Annotated in this window: 11 protein-coding genes; all 11 read right to left on the reverse strand. The window is 72.9% G+C overall.

What is annotated here, in order from left to right:
- Positions 1–71: 71 nt before the first annotated feature.
- The gene (gene murC / locus ACYVF7_RS42595) at positions 72–1,469 is read right to left on the reverse strand and encodes a UDP-N-acetylmuramate--L-alanine ligase (protein WP_460351672.1); all 1,398 of its coding nucleotides are present in this window, start codon (positions 1,467–1,469) and stop codon (positions 72–74) included.
- Positions 1,466–2,563: an undecaprenyldiphospho-muramoylpentapeptide beta-N-acetylglucosaminyltransferase gene (gene murG, locus ACYVF7_RS42600; RefSeq protein WP_460351673.1), complete on the reverse strand. Its 1,098-nt coding sequence runs from the start codon at positions 2,561–2,563 to the stop codon at positions 1,466–1,468. The genes murC and murG overlap by 4 nt, the downstream gene beginning before the upstream one ends.
- A 45-nt stretch (positions 2,564–2,608) precedes the next feature.
- On the reverse strand, positions 2,609–3,862 hold the full coding sequence (gene ftsW / locus ACYVF7_RS42605) for a putative lipid II flippase FtsW (protein ID WP_460351674.1): 1,254 nt from the start codon (positions 3,860–3,862) through the stop codon (positions 2,609–2,611).
- A 248-nt stretch (positions 3,863–4,110) separates the two neighbouring features.
- Positions 4,111–5,517 (reverse strand): UDP-N-acetylmuramoyl-L-alanine--D-glutamate ligase, encoded by a 1,407-nt coding sequence (murD, locus tag ACYVF7_RS42610; protein WP_460351675.1) that lies wholly within the window; start codon positions 5,515–5,517, stop codon positions 4,111–4,113.
- Positions 5,502–6,560, reverse strand: coding sequence for a phospho-N-acetylmuramoyl-pentapeptide-transferase (mraY, locus tag ACYVF7_RS42615; RefSeq protein ID WP_460351676.1), 1,059 nt, complete (start codon positions 6,558–6,560; stop codon positions 5,502–5,504). The genes murD and mraY overlap by 16 nt, the downstream gene beginning before the upstream one ends.
- Positions 6,557–7,954 (reverse strand): UDP-N-acetylmuramoyl-tripeptide--D-alanyl-D-alanine ligase, encoded by a 1,398-nt coding sequence (locus ACYVF7_RS42620; protein WP_460351677.1) that lies wholly within the window; start codon positions 7,952–7,954, stop codon positions 6,557–6,559. Before ACYVF7_RS42620 ends, mraY begins: the two co-directional genes overlap by 4 nt.
- Positions 7,955–8,047: 93 nt before the next feature.
- On the reverse strand, positions 8,048–9,580 hold the full coding sequence (locus ACYVF7_RS42625) for a UDP-N-acetylmuramoyl-L-alanyl-D-glutamate--2,6-diaminopimelate ligase (RefSeq protein WP_460358421.1): 1,533 nt from the start codon (positions 9,578–9,580) through the stop codon (positions 8,048–8,050).
- Positions 9,581–9,627: 47 nt separating this feature from the next.
- Positions 9,628–11,391 carry a peptidoglycan D,D-transpeptidase FtsI family protein gene (locus tag ACYVF7_RS42630; protein ID WP_460358423.1) on the reverse strand — a complete coding sequence of 588 codons (1,764 nt, stop codon included), beginning with the start codon at positions 11,389–11,391 and terminating at the stop codon, positions 9,628–9,630.
- 224 nt (positions 11,392–11,615) lie between these two features.
- Positions 11,616–12,644 (reverse strand): hypothetical protein, encoded by a 1,029-nt coding sequence (locus tag ACYVF7_RS42635; RefSeq protein ID WP_460351678.1) that lies wholly within the window; start codon positions 12,642–12,644, stop codon positions 11,616–11,618.
- Positions 12,641–13,708 (reverse strand): 16S rRNA (cytosine(1402)-N(4))-methyltransferase RsmH, encoded by a 1,068-nt coding sequence (rsmH, locus tag ACYVF7_RS42640; RefSeq protein ID WP_460351679.1) that lies wholly within the window; start codon positions 13,706–13,708, stop codon positions 12,641–12,643. Before rsmH ends, ACYVF7_RS42635 begins: the two co-directional genes overlap by 4 nt.
- Positions 13,709–14,033: 325 nt before the next feature.
- The gene (gene mraZ, locus ACYVF7_RS42645; RefSeq protein WP_460351680.1) at positions 14,034–14,465 is read right to left on the reverse strand and encodes a division/cell wall cluster transcriptional repressor MraZ; all 432 of its coding nucleotides are present in this window, start codon (positions 14,463–14,465) and stop codon (positions 14,034–14,036) included.
- Between the last annotated feature and the right edge of the window lie 403 nt (positions 14,466–14,868).

Genomic DNA, 14,868 nt, shown 5'->3' on the forward strand with positions numbered 1-14,868 from the left:
GGTCCCCGTCCGGCGCCCGCACCGCCACCAAGCGGACGGGGGCGCGTCGCCACGCCGCCGGAACCGGTCGCTCAGGCGCCGAGCAGCCGTAGGATCTCCGGACCGAGCCGGGTCACGTCGCCGGCACCCATGGTGATGATGACGTCCCCAGGAGCCGCCATGGCCGCGACACGCCCGGCCACCGCGCTTTCGTCCGGCTCGTACGTGACGCGCCCGTGCGGGACGGCCTTGGCCACGAGCTCGCCCGTCACCCCGGGGATCGGGTCCTCGCGGGCCGGGTAGACGTCCAGGACGACCGCCTCGTCGGCGAGCCCGAGCGCGGCGCCGAACTCGGTGGCGAAGAACTGCGTGCGGCTGAACAGGTGCGGCTGGAAGACCGCGACGATGCGCCCGCCGCCGAGCTCGTCGACGTAGTCGCGGGTGGCGCGCAGGTCGGCGGCGAGCTCGGTGGGGTGGTGGGCGTAGCTGTCGAAGACCTTGACGCCCCGGACCTCGCCCTTCGGCTCGAGCCGGCGCCGCGCCCCGCCGAAGCCGGCCAGTCCCTCGGCGACCTTGGCGGCGTCGACGCCCAGCTCGACGGCCACGGCGTACGCCGCCGCGGCGTTCTGGGCGTAGTGGCGGCCCGGCACCGCCAGCTCGAACTCCCGCCCCGCCACGGTGAACCGCGAACCGAGCCCACGAGGGGTGAATCCCTCGATGCGGTAGTCGGCGTCGGCGGCCTCCCCGTACGTCCGCACGGTGAGGCCGCGGCGGACGCCGATCTCGCCCAGCGCGCGGGCCCCGGGGTCGTCGGCGCACACGACGAGCAGGCCGCCCGTCTCGATCCGCGCGACGAAGTCGGCGAAGGTCTCCTTGACCTTCTCGAATCCGCCGTAGTTGTCCAGGTGGTCGGCCTCGACGTTGGTCACGATCGCGGCGTGCGGCGTGAACATGAGGAACGACCCGTCGCTCTCGTCCGCCTCCGCGAGGAACAGGTCGCCCGTGCCATCCCCGGCGCCCAGGCCGGTGGTGACGAGCTGGCCGCCGATGCAGTACGACGGGTCGGCCCCGGCGTGCTGGAGGGCGACGGTCAGCATCGACGTGGTCGTGGTCTTGCCGTGGGTGCCGGCCACGGCCACGGCGCGGCGATCCGCCATCAGGGACGCGAGCGCCGCGGCGCGGTGCAGCACGCGCAGACCGCTCTCGCGGGCGGCGGCCAGCTCCGGGTTCGTCTCGCGGATGGCGGTGGAGACGACCACGGTGGCGGCGTCGCCGACGTGCTCGGCGGCGTGCCCGACGTACGTCGTCGCGCCGAGCTCGCGCAGCTCGGTCAGCAGCTCGGAGTCCCTGGCGTCGCTGCCGGAGACCGGGATGCCGCGGCCCAGCATGATCCGGGCGATCCCGGACATGCCCGCGCCGCCGAGCCCGACGAAGTGGACCTTGCCCAGACGGTCGGCGGGAATGATCTCCACCGGCGTGACGAGACTCATGAGTGGGTTCCCTGCGACTGGGCGACGACGCGGGCGACCATGCGGGCCAGGGCGACGTCGGCGTCCCGCCGGCCCATGCGGGCGGCGGCCTCGGACATCGTGGCGACCTGATCGGGTGCGCCGAGGATGGGCAGCACGTGGGCGCGGATCCAGTCGGCGGTCAGCTCGCCGTCCTCGATCAGCAGGCCCCCGCCGCCCTTGACGATCGGCTCGGCGTTGAGCCGCTGCTCGCCGTTGCCGATCGGCAGCGGGACGTACGCCGCGGGCAGGCCCACGGCGGTCAGCTCGGCGCAGGTCATGGCGCCGGACCGGCACATGGCGAAGTCGGCCGCGGCGTACGCGAGGTCCATCCGGTCGCAGTACGGCAGCATGATGTAGGCCGGGTCGTCGGGCGTGAACTCCGGCTCGGCCAGGTTCTTCGGGCCGACGATGTGCAGGATCTGGATGCCGGCCGCCCGCAGTTGCGGCACGGCGTCCCCGACCGCCCGGTTGAGCGATCGGGCGCCCTGGGAGCCGCCGAAGACCAGCAGCGTCGGCAGGTCGGAGCGCAGGCCGAAGTGGGCCCGCGCCTTGTCGCCCATGCCGAGCCGGTCGAGGGTGGCGATCTCCCGGCGCAGCGGGACGCCGACGATCTCGGCGTTCGAAAGCGGCGTGTCGGGCGCGGCGACCGCGACGTGGTCGGTGAAGCGGGCGCCGAGGCGGTTGGCCAGGCCCGGCCGCGGGTTCGCCTCGTGCACGATGATGGGGATCTTCCGGCGCCGCGCGGCGAGGTAACCGGGGGTCGCGACGTAGCCGCCGAATCCGACGAGCACGTCGGCCTGCGTGCGGTCGAGGATGGCCGCCGCCGCGTTGATCGCGCCGGCGAGCCGGCCGGGCACCGTCAGCAGCCGGGGCGTGAGGGTCCGGGGCAGCGGCACCGGAGGGATCAGGGCGAGCTCGTAGCCCCGCTGGGGCACGAGACGGGTCTCCAGACCCCGCTCGGTGCCCAGGCAGGTCACCTGTACGCCGGGGTCCTCCCGGCGCAATGCGTCGGCAAGGGCCAGGGCGGGTTCGATGTGTCCGGCTGTGCCACCACCGGCCAGGACAACCCTCATGCTCGCGCTCCTGATCATTCTCGCTCCGTCACGGGTTCGACACCCTCAGCGCTTTGCCAGGCCCAGCCAGCTTAGAGCCATTACGGCCGGTCCCGGACCACGTGCGGCGAGGGCCTGCCGGGCGCCGGGCTCGCGTTTCGCGAACGACAGCAGCATGCCCAGCACGAACAACGTCGGGATGAGGGCGGACCCACCGTACGACACCAGAGGCAGCGGAATGCCGGTAATGGGCAGGACGCCGATCACCGCGCCGATGTTGATGATGGCCTGGACGATCAGCCAGGCGGTCGCCCCGGCCGCGGCCAGCCGCATGAAGGGATCCTTGACCCGGCGGGCGATCCGCAGCCCCGCGTACGCCAGCAGGCCGAACAGTCCGAGGACGATGAGGGTGCCGATCAGCCCGAGCTCCTCGCCGATGATGGCGAAGATGAAGTCGGTCTCCGGGTGCGGCAGGTAGTTCCACTTCGCCCGGCCCTCGCCGAGGCCGGTGCCGAGCAGCCCGCCCGAGGCGATGGCGTAGAGCCCCTGGATCCCCTGGTAGTTGATGCCGTACTGGTTGCCGGACTGGTCGAGGAAGCCGGTCAGCCGCGTCATGCGGTACGGCTCGACGACGATGAGGATGGCGACCAGGACGCTGGTCACACCGGCCATGCCGACGAACAGCCGGCCCGGCGCGCCCACGACCCACAGCAGCGCCAGGAAGATCGTCAGGAGCACCACGGTGGTACCGAGGTCGCTGCCGAGCATGACGAACAGCACGAGGACCCCGGCGCCCGGCAGGAGCGGGATCAGCAGCTGCCGCCAGTCGGTGAGCTGCCGCAGCTTCTCCTTGCGGGCCAGCAGGTCGGCGCCCCACAGCACCAGGGCCAGCTTGGCCGGCTCCGACGGCTGCAGCTGGAAGGGCCCGCCGAAGCTGATCCAGCGCTGCGCGCCGTTGACGCTCTGCCCGAGCCCGGGCAGCAGCGCCACGGCGAGGGCCAGCGCCGACAGCAGCATCAGCGGGTAGGCGATCGTGCGGAACACCTTGGGAGGCATCCGCCCGGCGATCCACATCAGCGGCAGGCCGATGCCGACCCACAGCGCCTGCCTCTCGAACAGGCTGAAGGCCGACCCGGTGTCCTGGTACTGCTTGATGCTCGACGCCGACAGCACCATGACCATGCCGAGCGCGAGCAGCAGCAGGGAGCTGCCGAGCACCAGGTAGTAGGAGGTGAGGGGCCGGTCGAGCAGGCCGGCCACGCCGGACGCCCAGGCGCGCGGCCCCGACCGCGGCTCCTCCTCGTCGTAGACCGCGCTCACGGCCGGCTCACCCTCCTCGGAGACCCGGCGCGCCGCTCATCCCGAGCGCTCCCCGAACCGTCGTCGATCCCGCTCACGATCGGCTCACCACCCTCGGAGACCCGGCACGCCACTCATCCCGAGTGCTCCCCGAACCGTCGTCGGCCCCGCTCACGATCGAATCACGCCCCTCGGAAACCCGGCCCGCGGCTCACCCCCGAGCCACCGGCCGCGATCGGCTCACTCTGCTCGGAAACCCACCGTGCCGCTCAGCCCGGGAGCCGCCGGACGGCCGCGGCGAACGCCTCACCGCGTGCCGGATAGCCGGCGAACATGTCGAACGACGCCCCGACGGGCGCGAGCAGGACGGTGTCTCCCGGCCGGGCCAGACGGGACGCCTCGGTCACGATGCGATCCATGGCACCAGTGTCGGTGTCGGCGACGTCCACGACCGGGACATCCGGGGCGTGTCGCGCGAGTGCGTCGGCGATCCGTCCGCGTTCGGCGCCCATGAGGACGACGCCTCGGAGCCGCTCGGCGCAGGAGCGTACGAGCTCGTCCACGTCGGCGCCCTTGAGGAGCCCGCCGGCGATCCACACGATCGAGCGGAACGCCGCCAGGGAGGCGGCCGCCGCGTGCGGGTTGGTCGCCTTGGAATCGTTGATGTAGTCGACGTCGCCCACGGTCGCGATGTGCTCGATGCGGTGCGGGTCGGGTCGGAACCGCCGGAGTCCCTCGCCGACCGCCTCGGGCGGCACGCCGTACGCGCGGGCGAGTGCCGCGGCGGCGAGGGCGTTGGCGACGTTGTGCGGGGCGAACGGCCGGACGTCGGAGAGCTCGGCCAGCTCCGCCGCCTCGCGTACGGGGTCGGCGGTGAAGGCCCGGTCGACGAGGAGGTCCTCGACGACGCCGAGCCGGCCGGGGCTGGGCACGGCGAGCGTGAAGCCGACGGAGCGCTCGGCGCGCTCCCCGAGGCGTACGGACCACTCGTCGTCGGCGTTCACGACCGCGAGCGTGCCGGGACCGAAGATCTTGCCCTTGGCGGCGGCGTACTCCTCGAGGGAGCCGTGCCAGTCGATGTGGTCGGGCGCGACGTTGAGCACGGTCGCGGCGAGCGGGCGGATCGAGCTCGACCAGTGCAGCTGGAAGCTGGACAGCTCCACGGCCAGCACGTCGTACGGCTCCGGGCCCGCGCCGTCGGCCCCGGCGACGACCTCGACGATGGGGGTGCCGACGTTGCCGACCGCGATCGTCCGGCGGCCCGCGGCCTCGAGCATCTGGGCCAGCATGCGCACGACGGTGGTCTTGCCGTCGGTGCCGGTGATGGCCAGCCAGGGCGGGGCGTCGGGGCCGCGCAGCCGCCAGGCCAGCTCGACCTCGCCGATGACCTCGACGCCGGCCTTGGCGGCGGCCTCGAGCAGCGGGGCCGTGGGACGCCAGCCCGGCGAGGTGACGACGAGGTCGGTCTCCGGTGGCAGGGTGTCGCCGTCGCCCAGGCGCGTCGTGACGCCCGGCAGGGTGGCCTCGGCGCGCAGGGCCTCGTCGTCGCGCGCGTCGACGAGCGTGACGCGGGCACCGCGGGCGGCCAGGACGCGGGCGGCGGCGCGACCGGACAGGCCGGCGCCCGCCACGCACACCCGCAGGCCGTTCCAGGCGGTCATCAGTTCGGCATCCATTCGAGATAGAACAGCGACAGGCCCGCCCCCACGCACAACAGGGAGATCAGCCAGAACCGTACGACGATCGTCGTCTCGGCCCAGCCGGACAGCTCGAAGTGGTGCTGCAGCGGCGCCATCTTGAAGACGCGCTTCCTGGTCAGCTTGAACGACCCGACCTGGATGATCACCGACAGCGTGATGAGGACCGGCAGCCCGCCGAGGATGATGAACAGCAGCTCGGTGCGCGTCATCACGGCCAGGCCGACGATCACGCCGCCGAGGCCGAGCGAGCCGGTGTCGCCCATGAAGATCCGGGCCGGCGGGGCGTTCCACCACAGGAAGCCGACGAGGGCGCCCAGCACCGCGGAGGCGACGACCGCCACGTCGAGCGGATCTCGGACGGTGTAGCAGTTCTGCGCGAGCCCGACGTAGAAGCAGCTGTTGCGCAGCTGCCAGTTGCCGATCAGGACGTACGCGCCGAGGATCGTGCCGACCGCGCCGCCGGCCAGGCCGTCGAGGCCGTCGGTGAGGTTCACCGCGTTGGACGTGCCCGCGATCATGATCAGCGCCCAGAGCACGAACAGGTACGGGCCGATCGGCGGGCCGAAGTCGCGCAGGAACGACAGGTACGGCATGGCCGGCGGGGCGCCGTACGCGTTGGGGAAGCGCAGCGACAGCAGCGCGAACACGACGCCGACGATGATGATGCCGATCATCTTCGCGCCGCTCCGCAGGCCCAGGCTGCGCTGCTTGAAGACCTTGATGTAGTCGTCGACGAACCCGACCATGCCCAGGCCGGCCATCAGGAGCAGCACGAGCAGGCCCGACACCGTGGGCGGGGTCGCCGTCACCGCGTGGGCGACGAAGTAGCCGATGAGCGCGGCGACGATGAACACGGTGCCGCCCATCGTGGGCGTGCCCCGCTTGCTCAGGTGCGCCTCCGGCCCCTCCTCGCGGATCATCTGGCCGTACCCGAGACGGCGGACCACGCGGATCCACACGGGCGTGCCGAGCAGTCCGAGGATCAGGGACAGGGCCGACGCGACCAGGATGGTCCTCACGCCTCATGCCCCCCTTCGGACATCTCCAGCACTGCCTGGGCGACCTTCTCCAGCCCGGCGACGCGCGAGCCCTTCACCAGCACGACGTCACCCGGCCGCAGTCTCTCGCCCAACGCGGCCACCGCCGCGTCGGCATCCTCGACCCGCACGCCTTCTCCGATCCATGACCCCACTTGTCCAGCACCTTCCAGCACGGACGCGGCGGTCTCGCCGACGGCGATCAGACCCGCCAGGCCGCCCCGCGCCGCGTGGACACCGATCCTCTCGTGCTCACTCACCGTGGTCGCACCCAGCTCCGCCATTTCGCCGAGCACGGCGAAGGCGCGCCGGCCGCGAGCCATGTGGACGAGGGTGTCCAGCGCCGACCGTACCGACTCCGGGTTGGCGTTGTAGGCGTCGTTGATCACGGTCACGCCATCGGGGCGCTCGGTCACCTCCATCCGCCAGCGGCTCGCCGGGGTCGCCTCCGACAGCGCCTCGGCGATGTCCGCGACCGGCATGCCGAGCTCGTGCGCGACGGCGGCCGCGGCGAGCGCGTTGCTCACCGTGTGCGCGCCGTACAGCCGGAGCGCGACGTCGGCCGAGCCCTTCGGGGTGACCAGCGTGAACCGCGGGCGGCCCGCGTCGTCCAGGGACTCGGCCGTAGCGCGCACGTCCGCCTCCGGCACGCGGCCGAACAGCGTGATCCGCGCCGGGGTACGGGCGGCCATGGCCCGGACGAGCGGGTCGTCGGCGTTGAGGACGGCCACGCCCTCGGGCGACAGCGCCTCGACGAGCTCGCCCTTGGCCTCGGCGACGACCTCCCGGCTGCCGAACTCCCCGATGTGGGCGCTGCCGACGTTGAGGACGACGCCGATGTCCGGAGGCGCGACGCGCGCGAGGTGGGCGATGTGCCCGACCCCTCGCGCGCCCATCTCCAGGACGAGGTAGCGCGTGCCCTCGTCGGCGCTCAGCACGGTGAGCGGGTGGCCGATCTCGTTGTTGAACGACCCGGGCGGCGCGACGGCCGGGCCGAGCCGGCCGGTGAGCCACGCCATCAGGTCCTTGGTCGAGGTCTTGCCCGCCGACCCTGTGACGCCGATCACGGTGGTGTCGGGGAGCCGGTCCACCACCGCGCGGGCGAGCGTGCTGAGGGCGGTCAGGACGTCGTCGACGACGATCGCGGGAACGCCGACGGGCCGCTCGGCGAGCACGGCCGCCGCGCCCGCCTCGACGGCCTTGGCGGCGAAGTCGTGTCCGTCCGCGTGCTCGCCGCGGAACGCCACGAACAGCGCCCCGGGCTCGGCCTTGCGCGAGTCGATGACGACCGGACCGCTCACGACCGCCTCAGGGGACGCACCGTCCATCCTCCCCCGGGTGATCTCCGCGATCCTCGCGAGCGAGAGTGGGATCAAGTCTGCTCCTTGCCGGATGTCCGAATGGTCGATTGCGGGGGCACACCGCCGTGCGTCGCGTGTGCGAGCGAGGCGTGCCGCGGCCGCGCGGGCTCAGTGGTCATCTCGCCTCTCCCGGCGCTCGCGCAGGACGCGGCGCAGGATCTCGCGGTCGTCGAACGGGAGGACCGCACCGCCGACATACTGCCCCTGTTCATGACCTTTGCCGGCGATGACGACGACGTCGCCGTGCCGGGCCCGGTCGGCCGCGAGGGCGATCGCCGCCGCCCGGTCGGGCTCCACGACGACGTGGGCCCGGTCGTTCTCCGGCACGGTGAGTATCCCCCCGACCATAGCGTTGAGGATGGCCCAGGGGTCCTCGGACCGCGGGTTGTCGTTCGTCAGGACGACGACGTCGGCGAGGCGTGCCGCGAGTTGTCCCATGACGGGGCGTTTGCCGGTGTCCCGGTCACCGCCGCTGCCGAGCACGATGATCAGCCGTCCGTCGTCGGCGACGAGCGGACGCAGGGTCTCCAGGACCGCCTGGACGGCTCCGGGCTTGTGGGCGTAGTCGACGAGGGCGGCGAAGTCCTGGCCCTCGTCGACGCGCTCCAGGCGGCCGGGGACCCCGGCCACGCCGGCGACGCCCCGCACCGCGACCTGCAGGGAGATCCCCGACTCGACCAGCGCCACGATCACGCCGAGGGCGTTGGCGACGTTGAAGGGCCCGGGCAGCGGCACGGTCGCGTCGGCCTCCACCCCGCCGGGGCCGACCACCCGGAAGTCGCTGCCGTCCGCCCGCAGCAGCACGTCCTCCGCCCGCCAGTCCGCGCCCGGAGCGCCGTCCGCGGAGAACGTCGTGACCGGGATCTTCGCGACCTGGGTGAGCCGCCGGCCCCAGGCGTCGTCGACGTTCACGACGCCGATCCGGGAGTACTCCGGGGTGAACAGCAGCGCCTTGGCGGCGAAGTAGTCCTCCATCGTCGGGTGGTAGTCCAGGTGGTCCTGGGAGAGGTTCGTGAAGATCGAGACCTCGTAGCAGGTGCCGCCCACCCGGCCGAAGTCCAGGGCGTGGCTGGAGACCTCCATGGCCGCCGCCGTCACGCCGCGCTCGCGCATCAGGGCGAACAGGCCGTGCAGGTCCGTCGCCTCCGGCGTCGTCAGCGCGCTCGGCAGCACCTCACCGCCAACCCGGATCTCGATCCCGCCGACCAGGCCCGTCTCGTGTCCCGCGGCCCGCAGCCCCGCCTCCAGCAGGAACGTCGTGGTCGACTTGCCGCTCGTGCCGGTGACGCCCAGCAGCGTCAGGTCGCGCACCGGGTCGCCGTACACCCAGGAGGCCACGCGGCCGAGCACCGCGCGGGGATTGTCCACGACGAGCACCGGCAGCCCCGACTTCTCGGCCCGGATCCGGCCCTCGCGGTCGGTGAGGATCCCGGTGGCGCCCGCCTCTGCGGCCTGCGCCGCGAACACGGCGCCGTGGAAGCGGCTGCCCGGCAGCGCGGCGTACAGGTCGCCCGGCAGGACCTTCCGGGAGTCGTGCGTGACGCCGGTGACCATTCCCCGCAGCGGCTCACTCCCCTCGCTCAGGCCGAGGAGGGAGGCGAGCCCGGACAGCGGGCGGGCGGGAACGGTCTTGGGTCGCATGAGATCGGGATCGGGTCTGTTGGACACGGCGGAGAGGTTACCGTCGGTCAGCGCTGGTCTGGGGAGATACGGATCTTCTGTGCCCGGCCCGAGCTCGGCGGGACGCGCCGGCTCTGCAGGGCGAAGCTCATGACGTCCTTGAACACCGGAGCCGCCACCTCACCACCGTAGTAGCCGTTCTGCGGCTTCTGCAGCACGACCTCGACGACGAGCTGCGGATTCTCCGCCGGAGCGAAGCCGACGAAGGTGGAGGTGTAACCGCCGCCCTGGTAGCAGCCGCAGCTCGGGTTGATCCGCTGGGCGGTGCCGGTCTTGCCCGCGACCCGGTAGCCGGTGATCTGCGCGGCGGGCGCCGTGCCCTCCTTGGTGGTGACCCCCTCGAGCATCTTGGTGAGCTCGGCGGCGGTGGTGGCGCTGATCACCCGGCGCTGGGCCGGCTTGGCGGTGGGCGTGACGTTGCCGTGGTCGTCCGTCGTGCCGGAGATCACGTTGGGGGTCACGCGGACCCCGTGGTTGGCGATCGTGGAATAGACGCTGGCGACCTGCAGCGCGTTGACCGACACGCCCTGCCCGAACGCGATCGGGTAGCGGTCGGTGCCCCACCACTGGTTCGGCGGCTTGAGCAGGCCGGGGTTCTCGCCCGGCAGGCCGACGCCGGTCTCCTGGGCGTACCCGAAGGCGCGCATGTACTGGTAGAGCTGCGACTCGGTCAGCCTCTCGCTGGCCATGATGGTGCCGACGTTGCTGGACTTGGCGAGGACGCCGCCGAAGGTGAGGCTCTCGGCCGGGTGCGTCTCGGAGTCGTGGAAGGTCCGGTCGAGCCGCGTGATGTGGTCGGGCACGGTGAACACGGTGTCGGGCGTCACGTGCCCGACCTCCAGCGCCGCCGCCGCGGTGACCACCTTGCTGGTGCTGCCCGGCTCGAACCCCTCGCCGATCACCCGGTCGCCCCAGTCGTCGGGCTTCCACTTCCAGTACGTGGACGGGTCGAAGGTCGGCGCCGTCGCCATGGCGAGGACCTGCCCCGTACGCGGATCCATGACGATGGCGGTGCCGCTCTGCGCCTTGGTCGCCTTGACCTGGCGGGCGATCGCCTCCTGGGCCTTCCACTGGATGTCCTGGTCGAGGGTGAGGCGCAGGCCCTTGCCGGGGATCGGCTTGCTCTGCTGGTCCTCGCCCATGGGGATGCGCTGCCCCTTCTCGCTCACCTCGACCTTCTGCCAGCCGCTGCGCCCCTTGAGCAGCTTGTTCATGCTGGACTCCAGGCCCGCGGCGCCGTCGTTCTGGGTGTTGACGAAGCCGACGACGTTGGCGGCGAGGTCACCGCCCGGATAGTCCCGGCGGTACTCCTGGAGCGTGCCGATCCCGGTGAAGTCCATCTGGGTCACCATGCGCGCGCGGTCGGGCGGCACGTGGTGGATCAGCTCCCGGTAGTGGTCCATCTTCGACCGGGGGGTCAGCTTCTGCGCCAGCGTCGCGGGGTTCAGGCCGAACATCGACGCGAGCGTCGTGGCGATCTTGTTATGGAGATCCGTCTTGTGCTTCTGCTCGTACTGCTGGATCAGCGACGGATCGGCATAGATCACCCGGGCGTCGACGGTCATCGCCAGCGGCTGCCCGCCGGCGAAGGTGATGGACCCGCGGACCGCCGGCAGGTCGATCCGGTTCAGCCGCTGCCGCACGGCCGCCTCGGCGTAGCCCTTGGACTCGATGCCCTGCAGCTGGACGAGACGCCCAGCGAACAGCGACAGCACGAACGCGACGAGCAGCAGGCCGACGTTCAGGCGCTTGACCGGATCACGGCGGATGATCCGGCGCCGCAGGAGCGCGCGGGGCCGCCGTGGCGCCGCCGCCGGCGGACGGCCGCGGGCGCGCCGGGCGGACTGCGCCGAACCGGCGCCCCCCCGCGCGCCCGAACGCGCCGATGACGCCTGGCCGCGGCCGCCCTGGCCGCGACCGGCCTGCCCGGGGCCGCTCGAGCGACGCGGGCCTCCGGGCGGTGAGGGTGCGGCCGGTCCGCGGCCACGGCGCGAGGTCACCGCGTGCCGCCTCCGGTCGCGCCCGGCTGACGCGTCGCCGTCTTCGCGTGCGGAGCCGTGCCGGTGGTCCGGCGCGGCGCCGTGGTGGTCCGGCGCGGGGGCGTGGGATCGGCCGGGGGCACGAGCGCGCCGGGCGCGCCGGTGACGGCTCCGGCCGCCGCGGCGGCCACCGCGGCGTCGGACACGCCCTGCGGGCGGGCGCCGCCTTCGATCAGCCGTCCCGTACGGGGGTCGATGAACGCCGGGCCCTGCGGGTCCTTCATGCCCAGGCCGAGGGCCTTGCTGTGCAGCACCTCCGGATCGTTCTCCCGGGCGATGTCGGCCTGGAGCGCCTGCTTGCGCTCGGCCAGCTGCCGGTTGTCACGCTGCAGCTCGCTGAGCGTGAAGGCGTCCTGCGCCAGGACGGTGTTCAGCAGCAGGAGGCTGACGAGGGCTCCACCGAGCAGGCCCACGATGAGCAGGACGAACGGCGCGCGGCCGCGCGGCGGGGCCGCCTCCTGCGGCGCCCGCCGCTGTGGGCGCGCCGCGGTGCCGCTCCCGGCGGTCCGGCGCGTCGGCGTCCCGGTCGCCGTCCGGGCGGCCTTCGTCGCCGTGGCGCCCGACGCCGGCGTCGCAGCCTTCCGGCCCGCCGCCGGTGCGCCGGTCCTCCCGGACGCGGCGCGGGCCTCCTTCGCCGAGGCGGGGCGGCGCGCGGTGGCCGTGCCGGTGGCCGCCGACCGCGAGGCCTCCTTGGCGCCGCCGGACCGCTGCTTGCCGCGCTTGGCCGCGCCGGTCCCCCGCGCGGCGGCGCGGCCGCCGGTGCCGGAGCCCTTGTCCGTCCTGCCGCCCTGCTTCGGCACGGCACCCGACGCATCCTTCGTGGTGTCCTTGGGCGCGCCCTTTGGAGCCGCCCTGGCGCGCTTTTCGCGCGGTGGATCCGCCCGGTCCTTCGTCGTGGCATCGGCGCCGTTCGCGGCACCGGTGCGCGTGGACGCCTCCCCGCGCCGAAGGCGCCGCCGGGTCTCCGGTGGAGTCGTGATGGTCATGCGATGCCTCCTGCTCCACTCCGCCCGCTCGGCGGCTCTTCACCGAGGGGCATCGCGCCGATGCCTCGCGGACGTGGCTCCTCCCGGATCCGCTCGGCGGCACGCAGGCGTGCCGAGGCGGCCCTGGGGTTGGTCTCGGTCTCCTCGCCGGACGGCTGCTCCCCTCCCCGGGTGAGGAGGCGGAACCGGGGCTGCCGCTCCGGCAGCGGTACCGGAAGGTCCGGCGGGGTGGTGTCGGTGGTGCGCGCGGCCAGCGCGCGCTTGACGATCCGGTCCTCCAGCGAGTGGTAGGACAGGACGGCGATGCGGCCGCCGACGGCCAGGGCGTCGAGGGCGGCGGGCATCGCGCGCTCGAGCGCGGCGAGCTCGCCGTTCACCTCCATGCGCAGTGCCTGGAAGGTGCGCTTGCCCGGGTGGCCTCCCGTACGACGCGAGGCGGCGGGAATGGCGCCGCGGACGACGTCGACGAGGCGGGCCGTCGACGTGAGCGGGGCGCGCCCCCGCTCACGGACGATCGCCTCGGCGACGCGCCGCGCGAACCGCTCCTCGCCGTACTCGCGCAGGATGCGCGTCAGGTCGGCGACCGAATAGGTGTTGACCACCTCTTCGGCGGTGAGCCGCTGGGTGCGGTCCATCCGCATGTCGAGCGGCGCGTCGTAGGAGTAGGCGAAGCCGCGCTCGGCCTCGTCCAGTTGCGGGGACGAGACCCCGAGATCGAACAGGACGGCGTGCACCCGGCGGACGCCGAGCTCGGCCAGGACCCGGGGCAACTCGTCGTAGACGGCGTGCGCGAGCGCGAACCGGCCGGCGTACGGCTCGAGCCGCTGCCGGGACCGCTCCAGCGCCGTCGTGTCGCGGTCGAGCCCGATGAGGCGCACCCGCGGGTGCGCGGCGAGCACGGCGGCGGCATGCCCGGCAAGGCCGAGGGTGGCGTCGACGTAGATCGCGTCCTCATCGGAGGGCACCGACAGAGCCGGGTCGAGCAGCGCCAGGATCCGGTCGAGCATGACCGGAACGTGGCCCTGCGTGCGCGAGCCCTCCTCGCGCTCATCGTCGCCGTGCATGAAACCCCCTCAGGACGCCACTGCTCGCGGACAGCGCTGACACCGCGTTCGCTGTCGCCCGTCACCCCTGAGAGAGAACAGATCAGGAACGATGTAGGCGGCCGGTGTGGCCGTCTGCCCCGTGGAAGACGCCACCCCTCCTGCTCGGCGGCTCACCGCTCAATGGCTTTCGCCGGCCCCCGTCGGAACTTCGTCCGGCCAGGTCCCCATCCGCTGCTCCGTGAGGAAGAGTCGTGCAACGGCCATCTGGCACCGGGGAAGGTGCGCCAGCTGGGAGCGGGTGGAGACCTCGCCGAACGGATTTCCGATCACCGGCGATGGTGCGTCAAAGAATCCCTGGCAGCACCTCCTCCGAGAGGTCGGAGAACTGCTGCTCCTGGTCGGCCAGGTAGGTCTCCCACGCGGAGGCGTCCCAGATCTCCAAGCGCGTGTTGGCCCCGATGACGGTGCAGTCGCGGGTCAGGCCCGCGTACCGCCGAAGCGGTTGCGGGATGGTGATCCGGCCCTGCTTGTCGGGGACCTCGTCTGAGGCGCTGGCGAAGAAGACCCGGCTGTAGTCCCGCACTGCCTTGGCGGTGACCGGTGCGGTGCGAAGCGCCTCGGTGATGCGCTGGAACTCGGCCTCAGGGAAGACGTAGAGGCAGCGTTCCTGGCCCTTCGTGATCACCAATCCCCCTGACAGCTCCTCGCGGTACTTCGCCGGCAGGAACAGTCGTCCCTTGTCGTCCAGGCGCGGTGAGTGAGTGCCGAGGAACATCGGCCCCCACCTCCCGCATCGCGGAGGGTCGATACACCGTCCCCCACGGCGCCCCACTGTACTCCACTCTCCCCCACGGTCAACGACCAAAACACCGGTCACACGGCATCTCGCCGCGCGAATGGCCAGGTCAGAAGTGGGCGCCGTCGTGGGGTGTCAGAGGGGCCGTCAGAGCCGACGAGCGCGTCGGTTCGGACCGCCGGTCACGCCCTCCGGAGGGCGTCCGGAGGCGGTGGTGGGGGGAAGTGGAGGAACGGAGGGAACACCGCCGGAGGAACCAGGGGAACCCGGCCGGAGGAACAGGGGGAACCCGGCCGGACGGACCGGAAGAACACGACCAGTCACCCGAAGGGTGGAGCAGCGGGAACACGGCCCGTCACCGGCGGCGACGCGGAGCGCTCCG

The sequence above is a fragment of the Actinoallomurus acanthiterrae genome, assembly GCF_054775715.1.

What these genes read in the sequence shown, in the direction of transcription:
- murC (WP_460351672.1), bottom strand. Translation starts at nt 1,469, where the DNA reads ATGAGTCTCGTCACGCCGGTGGAGATCATTCCCGCCGACCGTCTGGGC.
- murG (WP_460351673.1), bottom strand. Translation starts at nt 2,563, where the DNA reads ATGAGGGTTGTCCTGGCCGGTGGTGGCACAGCCGGACACATCGAACCC.
- murD (WP_460351675.1), bottom strand. Translation starts at nt 5,517, where the DNA reads ATGGATGCCGAACTGATGACCGCCTGGAACGGCCTGCGGGTGTGCGTG.
- ACYVF7_RS42625 (WP_460358421.1), bottom strand. Translation starts at nt 9,580, where the DNA reads ATGCGACCCAAGACCGTTCCCGCCCGCCCGCTGTCCGGGCTCGCCTCC.
- ACYVF7_RS42635 (WP_460351678.1), bottom strand. Translation starts at nt 12,644, where the DNA reads ATGACCATCACGACTCCACCGGAGACCCGGCGGCGCCTTCGGCGCGGG.
- rsmH (WP_460351679.1), bottom strand. Translation starts at nt 13,708, where the DNA reads ATGCACGGCGACGATGAGCGCGAGGAGGGCTCGCGCACGCAGGGCCAC.
- mraZ (WP_460351680.1), bottom strand. Translation starts at nt 14,465, where the DNA reads ATGTTCCTCGGCACTCACTCACCGCGCCTGGACGACAAGGGACGACTG.